This is a genomic window from Paenibacillus sp. PCH8 (genome assembly GCF_002968835.1).
GTDB lineage: Bacteria > Bacillota > Bacilli > Paenibacillales > Paenibacillaceae > Paenibacillus.
Window position 1 is genome coordinate 305715 of the sequence record NZ_PKQK01000004.1, and the last position, 24295, is coordinate 330009.

Sequence of the window (24295 nt, forward strand, 5' to 3'; positions counted from 1 at the left end):
GGAGCGTTTGGAGCGTTGTTTTATAATACCAGAATGTAAAAGAAGGAGAATGTACAATGGTCAATACACATTGTAAACATCAATCATGGATGGTCAATGCGAATTTTAATGAAATTATGTATGACTCATCTTAGTGGTCGAAACGGAATTCAAAAATACAGAACAACTATATAAAACGAACTTAATAATTACACGAGAACGGAGAGGACAGAAATAACATGAAGAAGCTTAGCGCTCGCCTTTATCACCGGATTTTCCCTTATAGAAAAGGGATCAAAAAAATCTGGGGATAACAGCGATCGAAAGGTTATTCTGTCATCGTAGTTACAGTGTAATGTTCTTTAGTTCATTTTATATAAATAAACCGATGAAGAGGTGGGGCCTGTGCCCAAAACAGAGAAAAGCTCCATGTCGTGGCTGCTGCGGGTTATTCCCTGGAATACCACGGTAGTTTTGTTCGCTCTGGCAGTCACTGCAGTGCTCTTGCTGGGTGTACATTACTATATGGAAGGTCTAATCAGTATCGGAACTTTATTTCTGATCTACCAATACACGCAGATGCTGAATGATCCCATTGAGATGCTTGGAGATCAGGTGCAGGAGTTCCAAAAAGCAAAATCCGGTATGCTTCGCTCCAGAGAGCTGCTGTCCATGCGAAGTGAGATTGAAGAAGGGAAAGAGGAGCAATTGCCTCAAGGCCCGCTAGGTCTGGAATTCAGCCAGGTTCACTTCAGTTATAACCCGGATAAACCCGTATTGCAGGACATTAATTTTACGATTAAACCAGGTGAACGTCTCGGTATCATTGGGCGAACCGGTAGCGGCAAATCGAGTCTCAGTCGCGTTCTCCTTCGCCTGTATAATCTCGATCGCGGCACGATCCGTGTAGGTGGAACAGATATTACGGAGCTTTCTTTACAAGCGCTCTATCGTCGGGTGGGCATGGTAACACAGGATGTGCAGCTGTTTGATGGCACACTGCGTGACAACCTGACCCTGTTCAATTCGGATGTCTCAGACCACATGATTAAGGAGACCACAGACCGACTTGGACTCAGTCAATGGATTGATTCCCAGCCTCAAGGGCTCGATACGTATCTGGCAGCCGGTGGAGCTTCATTGTCGGCAGGGGAAGCACAGTTGTTTGCCTTAACCCGCGTATTCTTGACCGAACCGAGTCTGGTTATTCTGGATGAGCCTTCGTCGCGTCTGGATGCTGCGACAGAAGGTATGTTGCAATCTGCGATTGACCAGTTAATGAAACAATCTACCGGAGTCATTATTGCTCACCGACTGGCTACGCTGGAGAAAGTAGACCGGATTATGGTGCTCGGGGATGGCAAGGTACTGGAATTTGGAGCGAGAGAAGAACTTGCCAGTAACCCGGCATCGCACTATGCCAGACTGCTCATTACAGGCCGAGAGGAGGAATTGGCATGACTGTAGCAGGATTTATAGGCCGTTTGTTTCGATTCAGGCCATTCTTGTTTGTAATCAATGGATTGTTATGGTGTATATTTCATTCCTTGCCGTTAGCTATTGGCATCGGGATGCAGTGGTTTTTTGATCGGACGACAGCGGGTTCAAATGACTATATGTGGCTCGCTGTGCCGCTCATCTTTATTGCTTTGGTCCGAATGGCAAGGGTGGGCACCTTTTTTGTAGCCTTCTATGCATGGGTTACGTATCTGTATCATGTTCAGGCGATTTTGCGAACCAACATGCTCGCAGGGATCATGCGCTGGCCTGGGCGTAATCTTCCGGCTTCACCAGGGGAGGCGATGAGTCGCTTTCGGGATGATGTGGATGAAGTCGTGGAGTATGTAGAATCATGGGTGGATTTCTGGGGACGGCTCGTATTTGCTGTCGTGTCCATCATCATTATGGCGAACATCAATTGGCAGATCACCATGGTCGCCGTATTACCATTGGTGGTCGTGACCTTGCTCAACAATCTGTCGGGGAATCGTGCTCGGAAGTATGCGCAAGTTAATCGCGAAGCGACTGGGCGAATTACGAGTTTTATTGCGGAGACGTTTGGAGCCGTTCAAGCCCTGAAACTGGGTCAGGCCGAAGAGAATGTCTCTACGCGATTTAATCAGTTGAATGAAGATCGTCGCCAGGCTGCACTTCGAGACAATCTGTTCAAGCAGTGGATGAGATCATTGAATCAGCATGTTCTAAGTATCTGTACCGGATTGATTCTACTGATGTGTGCCGCTGAGATGAAAGCAGGGAACTTTACGGTCGGTGATTTTGCCTTATTCACCAGTTACCTGGCCAATATCGGATTTAGCATCTCATTATTCGGTTATATGGTGTTTCAGCACAAAAGGCTCAAAGTATCCTATGATCGTATGCGTAAGCTATTTCGCCCAGGGGAAGAAGATCAGATCATGGATTCGAGAGAAATCTATCTGTATGATGATCCACCGGAGCTTGTAAGTGAACCGAGAGACCCCAAGGAGAAATTGCAATCTCTCGAGGTGAATAATCTGACGTATCAATATCCGAATTCTACAAATGGCATACAAGAGATCAGTTTCCGTCTGAAACGTGGACAATTTCTAGTCATTACGGGACGGATCGGATCAGGCAAATCCACACTTGTACGAACACTTCTAGGACTGTTGCCCAAGCAGAATGGAGATATTCTCTGGAATGGAGAAGCCGTTGATCCGGCCACGTTCCTGATGCCACCTAGAGCAGCGTATACCCCACAAGTGCCTAGATTATTCAGCGATACGCTGAAAGAAAATATAGTACAGGGCAAGCAGGGGAACATCGAGCAAGCTCTTGAAAAAGCCATTCGTCTGGCTGTGATGGAAAAGGATATCTCGCATCTGGATCAGGGGCTTGAGACCTCAGTTGGTCCCAGAGGGGTGATGCTGTCAGGCGGTCAGATTCAACGTGCGGCTACAGGACGCATGTTAATGACGGAGGCGGACCTGTTTATCTTTGACGATCTGTCCAGTGCACTGGATGTGGAGACAGAACAACAAGTATGGGAAGGATTGTTCCAAGAACCGGATGTCACCTGTATTGCGGTGTCTCACCGTAGGGCAGCACTTTCCAGAGCAGATCATATTATCGTTATGAAAGATGGACGCATTGAAGCGGAGGGAAGCTTGGTTGAATTGCTTGCCACCAATGAAGAGATGCAACTGTTGTGGCAAGGAGAGCAAACCCCTGCCAAAGTCGGATAGCTGTTGAATGTAGAAAAGAAAGACAATAAACAACAATGTAAAACGAAAAAAAGCCTTACAGACGACTCTTTGAAAGAGTACAGTCTGTAAGGCTTTTGTCGTTATAACGAGTGGAACGATGAAAAGTTTTTATCTCATCATTTGAGCGATCAAAGAATACGCAATGATAACCAGGAAGATAATAGTGATATGGTTAATGGAGAAGATAAACATCCGTTTGGACCATTTCTCGGTTTGCTCCCGATCGAAGGTTGCCACACTAAGAATGAGCCAAGCCAAAGTAACCAGAAATGCCACAATAGCGACCAATGGACTCATCGGCCAGAATAAAAAGCTGGAGATCAATAACAGCACCAGATACACATTCGTCTGGATGTATGTCCGTCTGATCCCTTTAACTACAGGTAGCATGGGAACACCAGCAGCTTTGTATTCGTCAAAGCGACGAATCGCAATTCCATAGAAGTGAGGCATCTGCCACAGGAGCATGGTAACGACTAATGCCCAGATCTCAAAATGTCCGAGTTCCGGAGAAATGGCTGCCCAGCCGATGAGCGGAGGAACCGCACCTGAAAGACTTCCTACTTCCGTATTGTAAATCGTTGTACGTTTGGTCCACATGGTGTAAGGGAACACGTAGAGCAGCAGACCCAGAATACCAAATACGGCAGCTGAGGGAGATGCGATATACAGCATGATACCCCCGATGATCGTAATGGCGATACCCAGGATTAGACCTGACTTGGTATCTACACGTCCGGTAACGGTAGGACGAGTCTTCGTGCGTTCCATAATCGCATCAATATCACGATCATACAGATTGTTAAACACCCCGGCAGCCCCGATAATGAGGGAAGACCCGATAAAGGAAAGGAAAATCGGTACAATATTAGCTAATATTGAAGCATTAAATACATATAAAGCCAAACTTAAACCGGCAAACATGGCGATCAGGTTGGACTTGATGATTCCAATTTTGATCGTATCGAAGAAAACTTTCGGAATTGAACTGTATTCCAGGCTGATATTGGTCTGTGAACCATTATTCAATGTTTTCAAATACTCACTTCCTATATCTATACTTATATAATATGTCGTTATTATAGCATTCAATGCACGATGTGATTTAATTAACGTTTTAGTATTTAAAATAATGTCATTTGATTGTGAACAATTTAAAAACAAGGTTCTTTTTAATTGTTTAAAAGTAATTTCTGTGTTACAGGAGAGAAATTGCTATCGTTATCTGTTAACAATCTGTTAAATCCGAGAGGAGCATTGAAAATATCTCTTGTAAAATGTTGCTGATTTGTTTATTGTAGATATAAGATGTCTTTAATAGTCTTGTTTAAAGATTCTTATGAATCTCCGAAAAACCTTTCATGAAGAAAGAGACGGCGGGGATTATTTTTAAAAACAAATTAGAGATATTAAGTATCTCGAAAGGATGAATAGAATGAATAATAACAATCAACTTCTGGATGTACTTATAGTGGGAGGGGGACCAGCGGGGCTTAATGCAGCGCTTGTACTTGGCAGGGCCCGTAAGAATGTAGTGGTTATTGACGATGAGAAGCCACGTAATTGGGTGACGCAAGAAACTCATGGGTTTCTGACGAGAGATGGGGCCAGTCCGCGTGAGTTCCGCAAAGCAGCCAAGGATCAGATTGCAGCGTACCCTTCCGTTCATTTTGCATCAGATACGGTAACAGCGATAACAGGTTACGATGGCGATTTTAGGGTCACGACTGCCCTGGGAGCAAGTTATCACACCAAAAAGATTTTGTTTGCGGTAGGTAAGAAAGATCTGCCTTTGGATATTAACGGATTAACAGAGGTGTACGGCAAAAGTGCATTTGTGTGTCCGTATTGTGATGGATGGGAATTAAAAGACCAGTCGCTTGTCATCATCGTTAATGGCGATAAGGCATTACATATGGCAAAAGTCATATCCGGCTGGACAGATCGTTATACGATCTGTACGAATGGATCAGATTCCTTAACCGATGAACAGCGTGAAGAGCTGAAGCAGCATAATGTACCTGTATTCGATGCACCCGTTCAATCCATTGACTCAGAAGAGGGAATGGTAAAGCAAGTTGTACTGAATGACGGTACAGCGATTCCATGCACAGGCATCTTCTTCCAACCCAAACTGTTCACCGGATCAGAACTGCCTAAGGCCATCGGTTGTGATATTACAGAATCAGGAACGGTTATCGTGGATGAATTTGGCAAAACGTCCGTATCAGGTGTGTACAGTGCTGGAGATGCAGCATCCGAGTTGTATCAGGCAATCACGGCTGCGTCTCTGGGAGCATTGTCTGCGGTAAGTATAAATAATGAATTGAATTTCGAGAAGTGGGATGAGCCAAGTCATCATTAGACCAAATGAATAAGCGTCATAGAACTATAGCGTCTTAGGTTCATACATTAGGGGATTGCATATGCAATCCTCTATTTGTTGTTATTCAATCTAAACGTTGAACAGTTGAATGAAAGTAATTCAGGTCGAAGAAAATTTGATTTTAAATTAATTTTGGTTTATTGTAATATCAAATGATACAAATTACTATCAATTATACAATTATCAAAGGAGAGATCACTTATGAATGAAAGCAGAACAGCCATCAAATGGCTAACGGATACTTTAATCCACGGCGTACAGATAAGAGGTGATCATCATGAGTGATGCAACTTACATTCCACAGCCCAAAATGTATGGCCCACTTGGCAATTTGCCTTTGATTGATAAAGATAAACCAACGTTATCGTTAGGCGTTCTGGCTGAACAGCATGGACCGATATATCGACTTACCGTTCCCGGTTATTCCGGTTTAATCGTATCTGGACCAGATCTTGTCGCTGAGTTATGCGATGTGTCCCGTTTTGACAAATTTGTATACAATGAACTCGAAAACGTACGTGCCTTTGGAGGGGATGGGTTATTCACAAGCAGAACATCAGAGCCCAACTGGAAAAAAGCCCATAACATTCTGCTTCCCACCTTCAGCAAGCAGGCCATGAAAGGCTATCATCCCATGATGGTCGATATTGCCGAACAGTTGATCAACAAGTGGGCACGCTTCAATTCCAACGATACGATTGATGTTGCGGACGATATGACACGCCTTACGTTGGATACCATTGGACTGTGTGGATTCAATTATCGTTTTAACAGCTTTTACAGACAGGACCACAGCCCCTTCATTGAAAGCATGGTTCGGGCGCTGAATGAAGCGATGCAGAAGAGCTCACGTTTGAAAATTCAGAATCTGCTGATGGTGAAAACCAAACGACAGTTCCAGGAGGATATTCAGACGATGTTCTCTCTGGTAGATCAGATTATAGAGGAACGTAAAGCGAGTTCAGCACCCGGAGAGGTCGACTTGCTCGCACGTATGTTGAATGGTAAAGATCCGGAGACTGGAGAAGTCCTGGATGATGAGAACATCCGTTATCAGATTATTACATTTCTCATTGCCGGACATGAAACGACAAGTGGTTTGTTATCTTTTGCCCTTTATTTTTTATTGAAAAATCCAGAATCTCTTCAAAAGGCGTATGACGAGGTAGATCAGATATTGGTCAGTGACTCACCACAATACGAAGAAATTCTTCAGCTTCCTTATATTCGTATGATTCTCAGTGAATCACTTCGCCTATGGCCAACAGCTCCGGGATTCGATGTATACGCCAAAGAAGACACTGTCATAGGTGGCAAATATCCCTTGAAGAAAGGAGAAAGTTGCAGTATTCTTTTGCCCCAGCTTCACCGTGACAGAGAGGCATGGGGAGAGGATGCGGAACTTTTCCGTCCAGAGCGATTCGAAGATACGACTAAGGTGCCTCATCATGCCTATAAGCCATTTGGCAATGGGGAACGAGCATGTATCGGCATGCAGTTTGCACTGTATGAAGCAACACTTGTGCTCGGCATGGTCCTCAAACATTTTGAGCTGATCGATTATAGCAACTATGAGTTGAATGTTAAACAGACGCTAACGTTGAAGCCGGGAGATTTCCGCATCCAGGTGAAAGCGCGCACGACTTCGCAAACGATGAATAAGGCTACTGTATATGCAGAAGAGAAACCTGCTCCTGTTGTTCATAAAAGTGTAGAAAGTTACAACCAAATGGGAGATACCCTCGCCGTTGAAGCAGATGGTAACCCACCGCTCCTGGTGTTATATGGTTCCAATCTGGGAACAGCAGAAGGCATTGCCAGAGAGCTTGTGGAGAAAGGTCGTTCGTATGGAATCCCAAGTGAAGCAGGCACTCTGAATGAGTGGATGGACCGTTTACCCCGTCAGGGTGTCGTTCTCATCGTCACTGCGTCGTATAATGGTAAACCTCCACAAAATGCTACGGCATTTGTAGACTGGTTGAAGGGAGCAGAATCAGAGGAAGCACGGATTGTGAACTATGCCGTTCTGGGCTGTGGAGATCGGAGCTGGTCCGTCACGTACCAGAGCATTCCACGATTAATAGATGAGAAGCTTGAAGAATTAGGGGGTAAAAGACTGTTATCCCGAGGTGAAGCCGATGCCGGAGGTGACATGGAGAAGCAAGTCGAAGCGTGGCAGCACATGTTGTGGCCTCAGGTGTTGAATGCTTTGGGAATCAAAGCGGAAGCGGTCAAACCTTCCGTGCCAAGTACAAGCAAACTTCAAATGAAGTTTGTCCGCGAAAAGGCGGATATGCCGCTTGCACGAACTTATGACGCCAGCTATGCCACGGTTGTGATGAATAAAGAGCTTCAGGAGCCGGGAAGTGGGAGAAGCACGCGTCACATCGAGGTGTTACTGCCTGAAGGTATGAATTATAGAGAAGGCGATCATCTCGGTGTTTTGCCTAATAATCAGAAGCGGAACGTGGATCGGATACTCAGCCGGTTCGGACTAAGTGGGAATGTTCAGATCCAATTAACTTCGGACGTCAGCCACCTTACGCACCTTCCCCTGAACCGTCCCGTCAAGGTGCATGAGTTGCTCACTCACTGTGTGGAATTGCAGATGGCTGTTACCAGAACGCAGTTGCAGGAGTTAGCTAATCATACGGTATGCCCACCTCATAAGCGTGAACTGGAAGGTATGTTGGACGAAAATAGCTACAGGGATTATATTCTTGCCAATCGAATCACCATGCTGGAACTGTTAGAAAAGTATGAGGCGTGTGAGCTGCCTTTTGAAAGGTTCCTTGAACTATTGCCTCCACTCAAGCCCAGATATTATTCAATATCTAGCTCGCCAAGCCTGAATTCCGAGCAAGCAAGTATAACCGTATCGGTTGTAAGAGAGCCTGCATGGAGTGGTAAGGGAGAGTATCTGGGAGTTGCATCATCGTATCTCGCCGGTTGTCAGTCTGGAGAACGTATTCTGATGTTTGTACGCACGCCTGAATCTGAATTTCATCTCTCGGAAGAGGCTGATGTTCCGATGATCATGGTGGGACCGGGAACGGGTGTTGCGCCGTTCATGGGTTTCCTCCAGGCAAGAGCTGTCATGAAACAGAGAGGTTTGCCACTGAGTGAGGCGCATTTGTTCTTCGGTTGCAGGAATGATTCAGATTATATATATCGTCAAGAGCTTCAACAATACGACCGAGAAGGGATCGTTAAGCTGCACACTGCTTTTTCTCGTGCGGAAGGCAAACCCAAAACGTACGTACAGGATCTGATGAAAGAGGATGCCGAGCAGTTGCTTCACATGCTGATAAACAAAGGGAAAATTTACGTATGCGGGGATGGAAGTCAGATGGCTCCTGCGGTGGAAGAGACTTTGCGGCAAGCGTATCAGGAGGTGCAAGGAGCAACGATGCAGCAAGCGAAAGACTGGATCATACAACTTCAGGCCGAAGGACGCTACGTGCAGGATGTGTGGGCAGGTAAACGAACAAGTGAATCTCCTAAAGCCGTGCATCAGGAGGTACATTAAGACGGAAATGACTCCGATATCTACTTTATACAATCCTTAATATACTCATACTAACAAACAGCCGCTTAATCTGGAGCTTTGTATCCAAATTAGCGGCTGTTTTGGTAATCTGATCAAGAGAAGTCGCTTGATTTATTTTCTCCCTCCTTAACTGTTAACGTTTACATTAAAAATCGATATAAAAATGATTGACAGTGCATATCTGAACGGGTTTAATTATATAGACCGATTGTTATAATTATCTGAAGGAAGTGGCTCCATTGAGTGAAAAGTCTAATGCTAGAGAGTCCATTGTCAGCACAGCAGCGAGACTGTTTTTTTCACAAGGATATCATGCGACCGGTCTGAATCAGATCATCAAGGAGAGCAGTACGCCGAAAGGGTCGTTGTATCATTATTTCCCGCAAGGCAAGGAAGAGCTCGCGCACGAGTGTATCCAAAAAGCCAATGAACATATCCTGCAGAAGTTTGAAGAAACCTTTGCAGCCCATGATAATACGGGAGATGGCATTCAGCGATTTATACACGATATGGCTCATGAAACGGAGGCAGCCGGCTTTACCGGATTTCTGCCATTCAGCTTCTGGGCAGCCGTGGAGACATCCTGTATTAGCCAACAGTTACGCATTGCCTGTCAGGGTGTATTTGCAGATTGGCAGGATGTTATTACGAAACATCTGATTCTGGATGGCATTGGTGAAGTGAAGGCGCGAGAGACATCGCTTCTGGTCATTTCCTTGATGGAGGGCGCACTGATTATCAGCCTGACGAATCAGGATAAACAGCCACTGCTGACGGCTGCTGATTATCTGTCGGTTGTGGTGAAGAATGCCAAGGAACTTCAATAATTTATACCAAGAGAAAGAGAACGTTTGAAACGTTTGAGGAGGATGGGATCGTGGAGGTTTCCATGAAGGCTGATTCTGCACAGGATCAAGAAGAAACTAAGCAATACAAGGTATTTCCGATTTTGTTCGCGATGCTGCTGAGCGGCTTTATTGGCTTGTTTGGAGAAACGGCATTAAATGTAGCTTTGACACCACTTATGGGTCTGCTTGAAGTAGGACCTACAACGATTCAATGGTTAACCACAGGTTACCTGCTTGTGTTGGGAATTCTGGTACCGGTGTCCGGTATGCTGTTGCAATGGTTTACCACAAGACAGCTGTTTACCACATCTTTGATTTTCTCGATTGCAGGAACATTTGTTGCTGCACTTGCACCTAGCTTCGAAATTCTGTTGGTGGCACGGGTACTGCAGGCGATAGGTACAGCTCTGTTGTTGCCACTAATGTTTAACACCATATTGGTTATTTTCCCGATTGAAAAACGTGGCGCGGCCATGGGACTGATCGGTCTGGTTATCATGTTTGCACCAGCAAGTGGTCCGAGTATCTCGGGTCTGATTCTGGCTAACCTCAGCTGGCACTGGATCTTCTGGATTTCCTTACCGTTCTTCCTGATCTCACTGGTGTGCGGCTTGCTGTTCTTGCCGAATATTTCGAAATTGACCAAGCCCAAAATTGATGTGTTATCCATCATTCTTTCTACATTGGGATTTGGTGGTATCGTATACGGCTTCAGTAGCGCAGGTGGACACGGTGAAACCGGAGGTGGCTGGACAAGTCCGATCGTTGTTGCCACACTGGTTATTGGTGTGCTGTCCTTGTTGTTGTTCAGCATCCGTCAGTTGAGAATGAAACAGCCGATGATGGATCTGCGGGTGTTCAAGTATCCGATGTTTACAGTCGGTTTGATTCTGGTCTTCATCTGTATGATGATGATTCTATCCTCCATGTTGATCTTGCCGATGTATCTGCAACAGGGTATGGCTGTTACGGCACTGACTGCTGGATTGGTCTTGCTACCAGGCAGTCTGTTGAATGGAATTTTATCTCCAATCATGGGACGTTTATTCGACAAGTTTGGTCCGAAATGGCTGGTTATTATCGGGATGGCTGTCGTGGCGGTTGTCTTGTTCTTGTACACTAGCATTGAAGCGACGACTTCCCTGGGTACGATTATTACGTTGCATGTATTCATGATGGTCGGTATTTCGATGATTATGATGCCTGCGCAGACCAATGGTCTGAACCAGTTGCCACGGGAGTATTATCCACACGGTACTGCGATCATGAACACGTTGCAACAGGTATCTGGAGCGATTGGTACAGCCGTTGCAGTAAGTATACTAAGCGCAGGACAGTCCAGCTTTTTGAGTGGGGTAGCGAATCCGGAGAGTCCGGAGAATCAACTGGCAGGTTTCACGTCAGGAGTACAGAATGCATTTGTCTTTGCTTTGGTTCTGGCAATTGTCGGCCTGATCACTTCACTCTTCGTGAAACGGGTCAAAGTTGGTTCCACAGCAGGGCAAAAAGGTCCTTCGCATTAATTAACATCAACAACCGGATATCATATAAGAGCGATGTGTTCCCAGAAGGATGGGACGCATCGTTTTTTTTGGTTTCAGAGAAATACTTCATGTTCCGGCAATATTTTATATGTTCATATTAAATGGCATACTAAAACCCCAAAGATATCGGATTATCTTTGGGGCTTTTTTCAACATATTCAAGTGGTCTTGTCTTAGTTCAACGGAATTTTATTTCTTCACCAAGGCCATGATTTCATTGGCAACGAGGTCAGGGCGATATTGGTGGACGTAATGATCAGTATCTTTAATCGTTACCTGCTTGGCCTCATTTGACCAGGACTTAAATTCAACTTGGGTCTTATCCCATTCGGGCTCACTGGCTCCCAAGTAATCAGCCGTCAGTATGGTGAGTGGGAACGGCAGAGTTTGCTTGTTTGCTACTAAGACTTTGGCATTGGCCGCTATTTCACGTAATTCATCGATCGTATTTTCATTACCATAGTTGTGCAACAACGCAGTGGTATCCAATTTCTTCAGTTCGTCAGGCACAAGTTTCAGTTCATTACGACTGGCATTGGATGTATCGACAACAAGATCAGACTGCATGGACAAGCGGAACAGTCCGGTCTGGATACGGAATTTATTAGCAAAACCACCAATGGTATCTGCCAAGGAATCATCGTCCTTCGAATAATATTCGGGACTTCCGCCATCAATCATGACGATGCCTTTCACGAGCTCTGGGTACTTTTGTGCAAAGCGGAGTGTCTCCAGCGAGCCGAGTGAATGACCGACCAGAACGTAAGGTGGCTTTTGTCCAGATACCTCCAATAACTCGTGTAATTCATCAGCTATCGTATCGACATCACGTTTCTTATCGGTCTGATCACTATATCCGTATCCAAAGCGATCATATACCGCAAATTTTGTGTTGGGAGCGAGCTTTTCATATAATGGATAATAATCCACATAGGGATTAGCGGTACCCCAGCCGGAGGCAAGCACTACGGTTACATCACCTTCTCCACCGGTGTATAAATGCATGTTATCACCGTGGACCTTGTACAACTTACCAGGGGGGACAAGTATTTTGGCATCCTGTCTTATACCCACTTGTTGGTAGATCACGCCAGTACTCAGTAGCAATAGAACGATTGCGAGGTCAAATATCAAAAATTTAACTAATCTTTTGCGCCATTTCTTCATGTTTTCTCACACACTCTCTCGATGTATTTTCTCTATTATATATGCCCAATCTTATACGAGAGAAAACAGTGTCTTAATTCTAGCTTAATTGATGGTATTATGAACATACAGGAATGGGTGTGCTCTTCCGCGAATTGAATAGTAACGAACAATGAATTAAGATTAAATTTATTATACGAACAGAAGGTATATACAATGACAAAATACGAGAATCAGATCCCGACATCCGTCGGCATGAGCTTCAAGTCTCTGATCAGCATGTTGAAAGATTCCATGAACGGCAAAGTGGAGCGCAGGCCATCGCGCACGATGCCCATGGAGATCGTTGAACCTGTTGAATCATTCCATGCATCCGATAAACCACAGGTTACATGGTTTGGCCATTCGGCCTTTTTGCTTGAGATCGAGGGTCACCGGTTGCTCTTTGATCCGATGTTGGGGAATCGTCCATCCCCGGTGTCTTGGGTAGGTACCAAACGTTACAGCACCAAGCTGCCAATTCAACCGGAGGATTTTCCAGCTCTTGATGCGATTATTATTTCGCATGACCATTATGATCATCTGGATTATGATTCCATTCGCAGATTAAAGGATAAAACAAAGCGATTTATCGTACCGCTTGGCATACGACGGCGTTTAATTCAACTGGGCGTGCCTTCAGAACAGATTACCGAGCATAACTGGTGGGATGAGTTATCCTTTAAGGGTCTAACATTGGCTTGCACGCCAGCTCGACATTTCTCGGGCAGGGGCTTGTTTGACCGCAATTCTAGCTTATGGTGTTCATGGGTTATTGCGGGACAGGAAACGAAGGTTTTCTTCAGCGGTGACAGCGGGTACGGGCCACATTTCAAGGAAATTGGCAATAAGTACGGGCCATTTGACCTGACTTTAATGGAATGTGGGCAATATGATGAGCGTTGGCCCAACATTCATATGATGCCGGAAGAAACGGTACAAGCACATTTGGATGTAGGCGGAAAATTACTGATTCCCGTTCATTGGGCAGCATTTACTCTTGCTTATCATGCCTGGAACGAACCGGTTGAGCGGATTACCCAGGCGGCACAGTTGTTGAAGGTTAATATTGCAACTCCCAAAATTGGCGAGAAGGTTGTGCTGAATTCGGAGGATTATCCCACAGATCCTTGGTGGAGACCGTAACAAGGATCAACATAAAAAGCGTTCAGCTCATCCAATGAGCGAACGCTTTTTCTTTTACTTTTTACATGAGGATCGATAGGGCACTGTAGATTAACAAAATCCCCATGACCATATTAACAGGACGTTCGTATTTCAATAAGAAGTTCTGGAATAACAGACCACCGAATGCCCAGGTCATGTTGGCACTAATGCCAATCAAGGTTAGCAGGAAGGAGAATACGATCAGTTGAACATGGGACTGCCCGAGAGGTAGTACAAACACCGAGATGGCAGTAAGACCATACAGAATGACTTTGGGATTAATGAATTGCAGGGTGAAACCGAACAGAAATGAATACTGATTCTTGTTATTCTCCTCTGCATCTTTAGGTGTACTTCGCATCATCTTAATGGCCAGATAGAGCATATACACACATCCCAGCAGGTTCAGGATGGGAGTGATTCTTGGGATGTACTGATGAAGAATAAGGTTGAAATAACTGCACAGAAACATAATAAGCAGGCAGCCGGCTGCTACACCACCAATAAAGGGCAGGGTCTTTCTGAATCCCATATTTCTGGCATGTGTCATGGAGAGGATGTTGTTAGGCCCGGGTGTAAATGAAGCTATTATTGCGTATGTCACTAAAGGTATGATGTTCATGTATCCTCCACATTTTCGTGATTTGTATGTTATAATAGTTCAATATGAACGTTATAACGCACGTTCTTTATTATTGTACATTATGTACGCTATAAAGCACAATACAATTATCATAATGAGGGGGATGGATTTTGCAAAACATCAATGTTACCCTTGCCCAGAACTTGAAGCAGATCAGGGAACAACGAAAGCTTAGTCTGGATAAGGTTGCTGACATGTCTGGCATTAGCAAGACCATGCTTGGTCAGATTGAACGCGGTGAGTCTAATCCATCGATTGCAACCGTATGGAAAATTGCCAATGGTCTGAAGGTTTCTTTTACCACATTGATTCATGAGCCGGAGTCGGACACGACCGTTATAACGACCGCTGACACTCAAATATTGTTGGAGGATGAGGGGCGCATTCGGATTTATCCGCATTTTCCTTTTGAAGAGGCACGTCGTTTTGAAATGTACATGATGGAGATGGATAAAGAGTCATCTATGAGCGCAGAACCGCACATTCAAGGTGCCGAAGAATTTATTACCGTGTATGAAGGGAACGTTATGATTCGGGTTGGAGCAGAAGACTACATGCTCAAACAAGGGGAGTCGATCCGGTTCAAAGCTGATAAACCTCATGCCTATAGCAACCCAGGTGCCGGGACCAACAAACTAAGTATGGTCATTCATTATTCGAAGTGATATGCAACGATCAGGATGGGATTGCAAATGAATGAACTGCATCCCCATGGTTAATCGTGTCTAACAAATGGGATGCAGTTCAGAATATCGGCTGCTTTATTCGTGTGTACGCTATGAATTCACAGCTTGTTACAAATTCCGAATCAAGGTTTTTCTTTGGCCTGACGCTGAATTTCTTTGGCTGTTAATGCTGTATCATACACTCTTATGTTATCCATGGAACCTTTATAGAAAGGGTCAGCTGCATAACGACTCTTGCCCACAAAAGCTTCCGTCACATGCAGATCCTTAGGATTAAACGTGATCTCGCTGCTGCTTGCTACGGATTGTCCATTCACATACAGGGTGCCTGTATCTTTTTGGAGTGTAACCGCCACATGGACCCATTGATTGGAAGGCAGTGGTTTCGTTGCAATCAAGCTCTGATCCCGACCTTGATCATGAATGATGAATTGCAGCGCTCCGTTATGTTGCGATGGCGTGAGGAACATATGACGGGTCAGGCCATTTCCAAAGTCGAAGATGCGCTGCCAGGAACCGCCGCTTCCCCAATTAATCCAAGCGCTAAACGTGAAATCCGTTGTATCTGTAATCAGTCCAGGCAACTGAATGTAACTGTCTGTCCCATTAAATGTGGCAGCTTGATTCTTACCACCTGTGCCAGAGCTGACCACGTTATAGGCTTGACCATGATATCCATTTTGACTATAATCCTGTGCAACCTTCGCAAGTTTCTTGTGTTCGAACGTGTACTCGCCTAGCAAAGGACTTACCGCTTGCTGTGGAATGATAACGTTGAACGTTTTGGAGCTTACCACGGTTCCTTTGCGAATCGTTGCCTTTAAAGAGACTTTGGCATCGCCTTTACCGGTTCGTGGACGTTGTACTATGCCTGTAGCGGATAGAGCCGAAGTGTTGGAGGATGTCCACGTAATCTCTGCATCACTTGTTGCCTTCGTAGGCAGAGAGAGGTTGAAGTACACATCGCCCGCATTGCCGACGCTTAGCTCTTTTTTCACTGCATCCACAATGTCCTGATCACTCCGTTCAACACGTTGACTTCCCCAGATGGCTAGGCCAGAGGAGGAGAGGGCGCTAAAGGCGAGGACTGTACTATGGGAATCTGGCTCCCATTCATGGGTGAAGACGCCTTTATACACAACTTGATCCGATGTGATCTGAACCTGGTTGCCTGCTTCGAGACTCCATCTTCCTGTCACGGCACCACGTATCTGGCCATCAGCTGTGAATTGAACGGTCTCGGATGGCTTGATCTCCGCCGTGATTTCCTTACCGTGATTCAGCCATTGATACTGACCTGCGATATCCTGAGTTGTCAGTGGAGTATGAAACTCTGGTAAGGCTGCATATCGATACGGAGAAACAACAGGCCAACCATCCACATTCATATGTATCTCATGTACGCGAACTTCGTGTTCTTCACCGCGTCCCGGAAAGCGGGAATGGAAGATCAGAAATGATTTGCCGGTCTCAGCATCGTAATAAGCGGAGTTATGTCCTGGCGATACATAGCCAGTTCCCGGGCCTGTGCCCGGATCACCGATCTGCCTCTGGAACAGGAAGTTCCCCATTAATTTGACACCATAAGGCTCGATAGAACGATCATCAAACAGCGGTTTGTTCTTATCGGCTTTTACGTTGATCATGTCGTTTCCTTCGGCATCGAGGAAAGGGCCATCCGGCGCTTTGGAGCGAGCTACGCGAATGTTATAACCCCCATTAGCATCCAGTCCGCCGTAAGACAGATACAGATAATAATAGTCAGTTTCGGGGCTGTACAGCATGTAAGGAGCTTCAATACGACTGTGATTGCCTCCGGTCAGCTTTTTGCCATATCCCTGATTCGGAAGCGGTTTGCCTGTCGTCTCATTCATCTCCAGAATGAAAATCCCTCCGGAATAAGAACCATACACCATCCACAGCTTGCCGTGTTTATCATAAAAGACATCAGGGTCAACGACATTCGGATGTTTCGTGGCATCGTAGATGGTTCCATCCTCACTGATCTGATCCCACATGCCGGATTTCAGCAGAATACCCTGATCTTTGTAAGGCCCTTCAATGTTGTCTGCAACAGCAACTCCAAGCGCCGATCGGGGAGAGTCTCCTTTGCATGCATTGTAGTACATATAAAATTTGCCGTCTGCCAGCTGAATGACATCTGCCGCCCACAGCGTATCTGTCTGCGCCCATTGCAGGGCTTCGGCGAACTCCTTGGTTACATTGGGAACAACGGGGTTGTTATCTGTGACACCCGAGGCGACTAAATCCCAGTTCAGAAAGTCTTTGGACTTCGCGACTTGCAGATGAGAGCCAAAAATATAAAACGTATCTTCCACCTTAATGACGGAAGGGTCATGAACGGAAACATTTTTAAATGCTGGAGCAGCAAGTATACTGGAGGAGGAGATGGTTGGTGCGTGTTTTGCTGTAGCCCCCGAACTCTCTGCAAAAATGGTGACGGGTGCCAAAGTTGTTGCTGTAAGTAATGCGGTGCTTAGTAAAGAACGGTTAAGTACGTTTATCCAATAAGGTTTCATACGTTTCCCCTTTCCTGATTAAAAATCAAGCGATTTCATTTATTATAATATCAATCAATTTATATATTTGTAAACCATAATGATGTTGGGAACGGAATCATAGTTTAGTTGGAGCAGCTCTTCCCCTAAGCAGGTAGAATGAGAAAATAGCGCACTTCCGTAACGGAGCGCGCCACTTTCTAGTCGTCTGATTATTTGCGTTTTAATAATAGAACTCCACTGATGTCCGATGTTTTATGACGGTACACCACTTTGAAGCCGATATCATTGTCCAGCAAGCAGTTCAGTGCATTGATTAATCGAGCGCCTGGAACCAGTGTGAACGTACAAGGAAACGTATTACCAATTACACGTACACTTTGGATTCTGCGCGCAGAACCGGGGACGAGTGGATTTCTTGACCAATAGATTAATACAAGATCCGGTTGTGAAACAGCATTTACACGAGTCATCCTGATCATCTCATTTCTATTAAGGTTCTTAATAGTAAATGAAACGTAGATGAAAAGGTGCTAGACCAAAGACATGCTGTTCAATAAACAGACGGATGTAACGGCATCTACGAAGGTCAGCCGGGACATACTGGACATGGGATGTGTAGCCGTCTACACTGTATAGAACAGACACAATAAGAAGGGATGGCCGATCCAGACATGTTGCAGAAATTTGGGTTCACACAATATGAAAGTCAGGTATACGAGGCCATATTCGCCCAGGATGAACCGCTTGATGCGACATCGATTGTGAATCACTCCAATGTACCCAAAGCCAAGATCTATGAAGTGCTCAATCGGCTGATCGACAAGGGAACGGTACTGACCACCATGGATGGAAAGAAAAAATTATATATGGCAGTGGATCTTCAGTCCATTATTCATAAGATCAAGGCTGATTTTGAGAAGGATATTGAGGAATTGAAGAGTTATAAAATCAAACGTTCATTCACAGATGAGCATATCTGGACCTTAAAAGATGAGTCGTCCATCGCATCAACCATTGAACAGCTGATTGAAGAAGCGGATTCATCCATTCTTTTTCTAGCCTGGAATGAGAGAATGGAGAGATATCGTGAACTGCTGGAGCAGAAGGAAAAGCAGGGCGTGTACGTTGAGGTGCTTGCTGTAGGAGGGCTGGAGACATCCTTAACCCACAAGTATTCGTTATTTCCTTTGCTTGAGGAACTTGAACCATCACAGCTGCTTATTGTGGATCACACCTACCTGCTGTTTGCTGGTGTGGAGCATGCTTCCTGGAGAGCGATCAAAACCATGTCCAAACCGATTGTGAAAGCCATGACCGATTATTTCTATCATGACGTGGCTCTAACACAAATTACGAAGAAATATGGGGACCAATTGTTACAGGATGCGGAAATCGAACGTCTGCTTGCCCGATTAATCTATTAGAAACGATTCTCTTGCAGAATCGTTTTTTTATTTTCTTGATGTCTGGTCTATGTTTGAAAATAATTATGAAAATGAGCATTGAATTTTTCTTCTTCATGGGTTACTATCGTAGTTGTAACTTTTGAGGAGGATTTTAAAAATGAACAAGAAAGTGTATGTTTTGGCAATTGCAGCATTCGTGGTGGGAACCGTTGAACTGATTTTGGGCGGGATTCTGGACCTCATTGCTACAGATCTTCACCTTTCCTTGGCGAAAGCCGGGTATTTAATTTCTATTTTCTCACTTGTCTATGCGTTATCTGCGCCGATTTTACTGAATATGACGGCCAGATTTGAGCGTAAAAAAGTATATATGTATACGTTATTTGTATTTCTGATCAGTAATCTGATCTCTGCATTCAGCGCAAACTTCTATATGTTATTGGCAGGAAGAGCGCTGGGAGCAGCTACGGGTTCGTTAATTTTTGTGCTTTCTCTGACCCTTGCAGCTCGTATTGTGGAGCCCCAGTATAAAGGACGTGCAGTGGGAATCATTACGATGGGGGGCAGCGCATCACTGATTCTGGGGGTGCCTATTGGTATCTATGTAGGCAACCTGGCAGGCTGGCGTGAGGTGTTTATGTTGATCGCCGTTCTGACTGCATTGGTCATGGTAGCTATTGGCATAGCCATGGATCGTGTCCAGCCTATACCTGCTGTATCTCTGAAGAAACAACTTACGGCTCTGTGGAATCCGAAAATGCTGGCGATCCATGCTACGACGTTACTTGTTCTGGCGGGTCACTTGACGTTATATGCGTATTTCACACCATTTCTCCAAGAAACGCTGGGAGCCAGCGCAACGATGGTTACCTTTATCTATATGATGTTCGGTATTGCTGCTGTCGCAGGGGAGGAATCGGAGGCATGTTATCCGATCGTTTGCACCCTGCTAAAGCGATCATCATTGTGCTGATTCCCTTTATAGTGACCATGGCGGTCATTCCGTTCAGCGTAGGATTACCTTTGATCGCCTTCTTACTGTTGTTAAGCATCTGGAGTGCACTGAGCTGGACGGTCACACCTGTGCAAAACAGTCTCATTATCAAAACTTCGCCAGAAACAGCCGAGACGCTAATTAGTACCAACTCGGGTATGGCACACGCGGGTATTGCGCTGGGTACGTATATTGGCGGAATGGTCATTGACCAATCATCCATCATAAATACCGGATGGGTAGGTTCTATTCTGATTCTACTTGGACTGGTAACTGCAATATATGCCATTAATGTCAAGGAGAAAACCGTTCAGGCGGTTGCAAGAGAGATCGAGGTTTAGCATTAAAATGAAAAAAGACTTCCTCTGGATAAACGGCTCAACCATCGTGTTAACGATGCCTGGTCCTGTTCTGCCGGAGGAAGAAATAGATGAATTAGATATGACGTTCAAGTAAAACTATTCACTTGATACGTTAGTCATTAGCGTTTCAGGCTTTTCCCATTGCTACTAATCACTTCTTTGTACCAATGGAAAGACTTCTTGCGGTAACGTTCCAACGTACCTGAACCGTCGTCATGACGGTCTACATAGATGTAGCCATAACGTTTCTTCAATTGAGCAGTGGACGCACTGACCACATCAATACATCCCCAAGAAGTGTAACCCATAACTTCAACGCCATCTTCAATGGCTTCACCAACCTGAACCAAGTGATCGTTCAAATACTTGATCCGGTAGTCATCCTCAACCGTTTTCTCGCCATCCGCACCGGTGATCAACTCATCCACTGCTCCAAGGCCATTTTCCACAATGAACAGCGGCTTCTGGTAACGGTCATAGAACATATTGAGTACATAACGCAATCCTTGCGGATCAATCTGCCAACCCCACTCACTTGCATCCAGATATGGATTAGGGTAACCACCAAGCAAGTTTCCTTCACCGGCAATCTGTTTAGCTGGATCAGCAGTCTGACATAGGCTCATATAGTAGCTGAAGGAGATAAAGTCTACCGTATGAAGCAGCATTTCTTCGTCGCCATCTTCCATATGAATCTGAATTCCGTTCTCACGGAAGTAGCGTTTCATGTATCCTGGGTAGCGGCCTCTAACATGCACATCACCGAAGAAATAATTGCTATGTTCGAATTCCATTACCTGGATCATGTCGTCTGGATGCGGCGTCAGCGGATACGTTGGCATGCTGAGCATCATACAACCAATCTGAGCATCGGGAATAATCTCATGACAGAGTTTAACGGCAGAAGCACTGGCTACAAATTCATGGTGAATGGCTTGATACAGATCCTGCTTGCTCAGTTTCTCTTTGGGTGTGTATATACCTCCGCTCATGAATGGTTCTTCAAGAATGGAATTGATTTCATTGAAAGTCAGCCAGTATTTCACCTTGTTCTTATACCGGTTAAAGACAGTAGTTGCGTAGCGCTCATAGAATCCAATCATCTTGCGGTTCACCCAGCCGTCGTATTCTTTGGACAGATGAAGAGGGGTCTCGTAATGGGACAACGTAACCAATGGCTCAATTCCATATTTATGGCATTCGTCAAAGAGGTTGTCGTAGAATTGCAAGCCTTCTTCATTCGGTTCGAGCTCGTCACCTTTCGGGAAGATTCGGGACCATGCAATGGACGTACGGAAAACTTTGAAGCCCATCTCGGCAAACAGTTTCACATCTTCCTTGTAACGGTTGTACAGATCGATACCAATCAGTTTCATATTATCTTCAGTCGGCTCTTCCGTGATGGGACCCTTGATGCCTTGGGGAGCTACATCCTGAGTAGAAAGACCTTTGCCGCCTTGATTGTATGCACCTTCAGCCTGATTGGCTGCAATTGCGCCACCCCACAGGAAGTTTTCCGGGAATTGAAATTGATTCAGAGCTTTGCTCATGTGTAAACGCTCCATTCGTCATATATTGTTGTATTTTCATTCATTATGCTTGGCATAAGAGAAGCTTAAACGTTGTAACGGGTTACACGTCAAGTTTTACTTTTGACCTATTTTTAAGGCATACTATTATTCGAAGCAGGGTAACAAGAAGGGAGTCTCCGATGTCCAAGTTCGATGAAATTATGAAACGATCTGGTTACTCAAGAGCGACAGTGTCGCGAGTAATCAATCATTCTCCACATGTTAGTGACGAAGCAAGACATATCATAACGAATATTATGAAAGAGTTGAATTATATTCCGAACCGGAATGCAGTATCATTATCTACAGGCAAGACCAAACAAATTGGCATCATAACGTCAACCATTGACGATCTCAGTCTCACCTTCATGAATCAGTTTATGGAAACAGCGATGGATTTCGGGTTTCAGACGATCGTCTATACTTCCCGTGGAAATAAGGAAATTGAGTTACAAGGATTTGAAGATCTGCGTAGCAAGCGGGTGGATGGACTCCTAATAGTTACTTGTGTTAACGATCCTCGCAAATTGAAAATGTATATGGAATATGGTCCGATTGTATCCTGGCAGCGAATGGGCAATGACGAGATTCCCTCGGTAGCCATGGATCAGGCGGAAGGATACAGATTAGCTCTGGAACATCTGGAATCGCGAGGATACACCAGAATAGCGAACGTATTTGGCAGAGTTGAAAGTTTAAATACGCAGAGCCGCCGTCAGGCTTACGAATCTTTTATGAAGAGCAGAGGTTGGCCTGTATGGGCTGAAGCGTATCAATATTCCGTATTTAGCTCATCCGATGGAGAAGAAGCGATGCGAAGAATAGCGGAGGGTCCGGAGCTTCCCCAGGCCGTATTATGTTCGAATGACTATGCAGCCATCGGTATCCTGAGTGAAGCACGTAAACGCAATATATTGGTTCCCGAACAACTCGCCATTGTTGGATTCGATGACATTGAGCTTTCCCGTATTCTCGGGATCACGACTATACACAATCCGATTGCAGAACAATCGACTCAGGCTTTTCACCAGTTGTGGGCAGTGCTTGGTCAACAGGAGTTGCAGACGAAACAACTGACATATCAACTGATTGAACGGGCAACGACTTAATATAGAACGAACACCTGGTGCGATGCGTGGGATCAGGTATTACGGATTCAATAATTATTCAAATTTGAAGCATTTCTGAATCGGAGTCATGCGGTATACTGAATAGGATCTCTACAAAGTCAAATCCATACGAGATGAGACCTGAGGTATTCATATCATGTTACAAGTTACATATTTCACAAACAATCTGCGAGAAAGGTGAGAATCGACTTTATGAAGACAGTGACAGGACGTTTCAGAATAGCGGGCATATGGGAGGGTGTATCCTTACTTCTGTTGATTTTTATTGCAATGCCTCTGAAATATTTTGCAGATATCTCTTCCGCTGTAGCCGTAATGGGCATGATTCATGGTGTTTTGTTTCCTTTGTACCTTATTGCGCTAGTGCACTTGGCTGTGGTCAAAAAGTGGAAGATAACGCGCTGGCTGATGGGTGGGATTGCAGGTTTTCTGCCTTTTGGAACTTTCCTATTCGAATCTTATCTTCGGAAGAGAGACTGGAAATAAAATTTAATAATAAGAAAAATCAAAGCAGACGAACCGTTTGGACGTGATCCAAATGGATTGTCTGCTGCTGACACGGTTGAAAGGGCTGAACTACATGCAAGATCAAGATATGTATCGGTTAACATCCATGGAAATGATTGAAAAGTTGATTCAACAACATGAGTTGGTTTTTCTGTATATTTCTCGACCAGAATGCAGTGTATGTCACGCTTTACTCCCCAAGATCCAAGCGTTGCTTCAAGCATATCCAAGGGTTCGATTCGGTCACATTAATGCTAATGAAGTGCAAGAAGTTGCATCCAGGTTTCATGTGTTTACAGCTCCGACCATGATCATGTTGGTGGAGCAGAAGGAGTACATTCGAGCGGATCGTTTCGTTCGCATGGATCGATTGGATGAGCAATTGCAACAGATTTGTACGATGTATGTTGAGAATAAGGAATAGGATGCTGGACTATGGGCAGCTCAACCATGAGCTGCTTTTTGATATGTTGAGTTGGGAATTCAGGAGGGAATGTCCGGTCCGCTAAATTAAAGGTTGCCATGAAAACGGTTTTATGATAATTTAAATAATATAAAAACGTTTTT

20 protein-coding genes are annotated in these 24295 nt (G+C 44.8%); 14 read left to right on the forward strand and 6 right to left on the reverse strand.

From position 1 onward, the window contains the following. Positions 1 to 384 precede the first annotated feature (384 nt). Both C0Q44_RS22930 and C0Q44_RS22935 read left to right on the forward strand, forming a co-directional pair. Positions 385 to 1440 carry an ABC transporter ATP-binding protein gene (locus tag C0Q44_RS22930; protein WP_258166511.1) on the forward strand — a complete coding sequence of 352 codons (1056 nt, stop codon included), beginning with the start codon at positions 385 to 387 and terminating at the stop codon, positions 1438 to 1440. Next, a complete protein-coding gene (locus C0Q44_RS22935; RefSeq protein ID WP_105409537.1) occupies positions 1437 to 3206 on the forward strand; it encodes an ABC transporter ATP-binding protein in 1770 nt (589 codons plus the stop codon). The genes C0Q44_RS22930 and C0Q44_RS22935 overlap by 4 nt, the downstream gene beginning before the upstream one ends. 129 nt (positions 3207 to 3335) lie before the next feature. Here C0Q44_RS22935 and cyoE read toward each other — a convergent pair whose 3' ends face one another. Beyond that, positions 3336 to 4265: a heme o synthase gene (gene cyoE, locus C0Q44_RS22940; RefSeq protein ID WP_105409538.1), complete on the reverse strand. Its 930-nt coding sequence runs from the start codon at positions 4263 to 4265 to the stop codon at positions 3336 to 3338. 397 nt (positions 4266 to 4662) lie between these two features. On the opposite strand from cyoE, the gene C0Q44_RS22945 reads away from it, so the two are divergent. From C0Q44_RS22945 to C0Q44_RS22960, 4 genes are all read left to right on the forward strand, one after another. Beyond that, positions 4663 to 5592 (forward strand): NAD(P)/FAD-dependent oxidoreductase, encoded by a 930-nt coding sequence (locus C0Q44_RS22945; protein ID WP_105409539.1) that lies wholly within the window; start codon positions 4663 to 4665, stop codon positions 5590 to 5592. 298 nt (positions 5593 to 5890) lie between these two features. Continuing rightward, positions 5891 to 9142, forward strand: a complete 3252-nt coding sequence (locus C0Q44_RS22950; protein WP_105409540.1) for a bifunctional cytochrome P450/NADPH--P450 reductase — start codon at positions 5891 to 5893, stop codon at positions 9140 to 9142. 260 nt (positions 9143 to 9402) lie between these two features. Beyond that, positions 9403 to 9990: a TetR/AcrR family transcriptional regulator gene (locus C0Q44_RS22955; protein ID WP_105409541.1), complete on the forward strand. Its 588-nt coding sequence runs from the start codon at positions 9403 to 9405 to the stop codon at positions 9988 to 9990. A gap of 62 nt (positions 9991 to 10052) precedes the next feature. Beyond that, on the forward strand, positions 10053 to 11534 hold the full coding sequence (locus C0Q44_RS22960; protein WP_105409744.1) for a DHA2 family efflux MFS transporter permease subunit: 1482 nt from the start codon (positions 10053 to 10055) through the stop codon (positions 11532 to 11534). 210 nt (positions 11535 to 11744) lie between these two features. On the opposite strand, the gene C0Q44_RS22965 is transcribed toward C0Q44_RS22960, so the two are convergent. After that, positions 11745 to 12722, reverse strand: a complete 978-nt coding sequence (locus C0Q44_RS22965) for an alpha/beta hydrolase (protein WP_105409542.1) — start codon at positions 12720 to 12722, stop codon at positions 11745 to 11747. A gap of 195 nt (positions 12723 to 12917) precedes the next feature. On the opposite strand from C0Q44_RS22965, the gene C0Q44_RS22970 reads away from it, so the two are divergent. Beyond that, entirely contained in the window at positions 12918 to 13886 is a 969-nt protein-coding gene (locus C0Q44_RS22970) for an MBL fold metallo-hydrolase (RefSeq protein WP_105409543.1), read from the forward strand. 61 nt (positions 13887 to 13947) lie between these two features. Here C0Q44_RS22970 and C0Q44_RS22975 read toward each other — a convergent pair whose 3' ends face one another. Further along, positions 13948 to 14529, reverse strand: coding sequence for a LysE family transporter (locus tag C0Q44_RS22975; protein WP_105409544.1), 582 nt, complete (start codon positions 14527 to 14529; stop codon positions 13948 to 13950). 131 nt (positions 14530 to 14660) lie between these two features. Between C0Q44_RS22975 and C0Q44_RS22980 the strand changes: the two genes are divergently transcribed. Then, entirely contained in the window at positions 14661 to 15215 is a 555-nt protein-coding gene (locus C0Q44_RS22980) for a helix-turn-helix domain-containing protein (RefSeq protein ID WP_105409545.1), read from the forward strand. A 143-nt stretch (positions 15216 to 15358) separates the two neighbouring features. Here the strand turns inward: C0Q44_RS22980 and abnB are convergent, their stop codons facing one another. Continuing rightward, entirely contained in the window at positions 15359 to 17776 is a 2418-nt protein-coding gene (gene abnB, locus C0Q44_RS22985) for an arabinan endo-1,5-alpha-L-arabinosidase AbnB (RefSeq protein WP_105409546.1), read from the reverse strand. A 191-nt stretch (positions 17777 to 17967) separates the two neighbouring features. Next, a complete protein-coding gene (locus C0Q44_RS22990) occupies positions 17968 to 18228 on the reverse strand; it encodes a hypothetical protein (protein WP_105409547.1) in 261 nt (86 codons plus the stop codon). A 201-nt stretch (positions 18229 to 18429) separates the two neighbouring features. Here C0Q44_RS22990 and C0Q44_RS22995 point away from each other — a divergent pair, with 201 nt between their 5' ends. The 3 genes from C0Q44_RS22995 to C0Q44_RS31585 all read left to right on the forward strand — a co-directional run bounded on the left by C0Q44_RS22995 (position 18430) and on the right by C0Q44_RS31585 (position 20499). Next, entirely contained in the window at positions 18430 to 19182 is a 753-nt protein-coding gene (locus tag C0Q44_RS22995) for a TrmB family transcriptional regulator (RefSeq protein ID WP_105409745.1), read from the forward strand. 139 nt (positions 19183 to 19321) lie between these two features. Next, positions 19322 to 20137: an MFS transporter gene (locus C0Q44_RS23000; RefSeq protein ID WP_308737457.1), complete on the forward strand. Its 816-nt coding sequence runs from the start codon at positions 19322 to 19324 to the stop codon at positions 20135 to 20137. Next, entirely contained in the window at positions 20089 to 20499 is a 411-nt protein-coding gene (locus C0Q44_RS31585; protein WP_308737458.1) for an MFS transporter, read from the forward strand. The genes C0Q44_RS23000 and C0Q44_RS31585 overlap by 49 nt, the downstream gene beginning before the upstream one ends. Positions 20500 to 20639: 140 nt before the next feature. On the opposite strand, the gene C0Q44_RS23005 is transcribed toward C0Q44_RS31585, so the two are convergent. Next, entirely contained in the window at positions 20640 to 22070 is a 1431-nt protein-coding gene (locus C0Q44_RS23005) for a glycoside hydrolase family 1 protein (protein WP_105409548.1), read from the reverse strand. Between the two features lie 161 nt (positions 22071 to 22231). Between C0Q44_RS23005 and C0Q44_RS23010 the strand changes: the two genes are divergently transcribed. From C0Q44_RS23010 to C0Q44_RS23020, 3 genes are all read left to right on the forward strand, one after another. Beyond that, complete coding sequence (locus C0Q44_RS23010; protein ID WP_105409549.1) at positions 22232 to 23200, forward strand: LacI family DNA-binding transcriptional regulator; 969 nt, start codon at positions 22232 to 22234, stop codon at positions 23198 to 23200. 213 nt (positions 23201 to 23413) lie between these two features. Beyond that, on the forward strand, positions 23414 to 23707 hold the full coding sequence (locus C0Q44_RS23015; RefSeq protein ID WP_105409550.1) for a DUF3817 domain-containing protein: 294 nt from the start codon (positions 23414 to 23416) through the stop codon (positions 23705 to 23707). Between the two features lie 43 nt (positions 23708 to 23750). Next, positions 23751 to 24152 carry a thioredoxin family protein gene (locus C0Q44_RS23020; RefSeq protein ID WP_258166525.1) on the forward strand — a complete coding sequence of 134 codons (402 nt, stop codon included), beginning with the start codon at positions 23751 to 23753 and terminating at the stop codon, positions 24150 to 24152. Positions 24153 to 24295 lie beyond the last annotated feature (143 nt).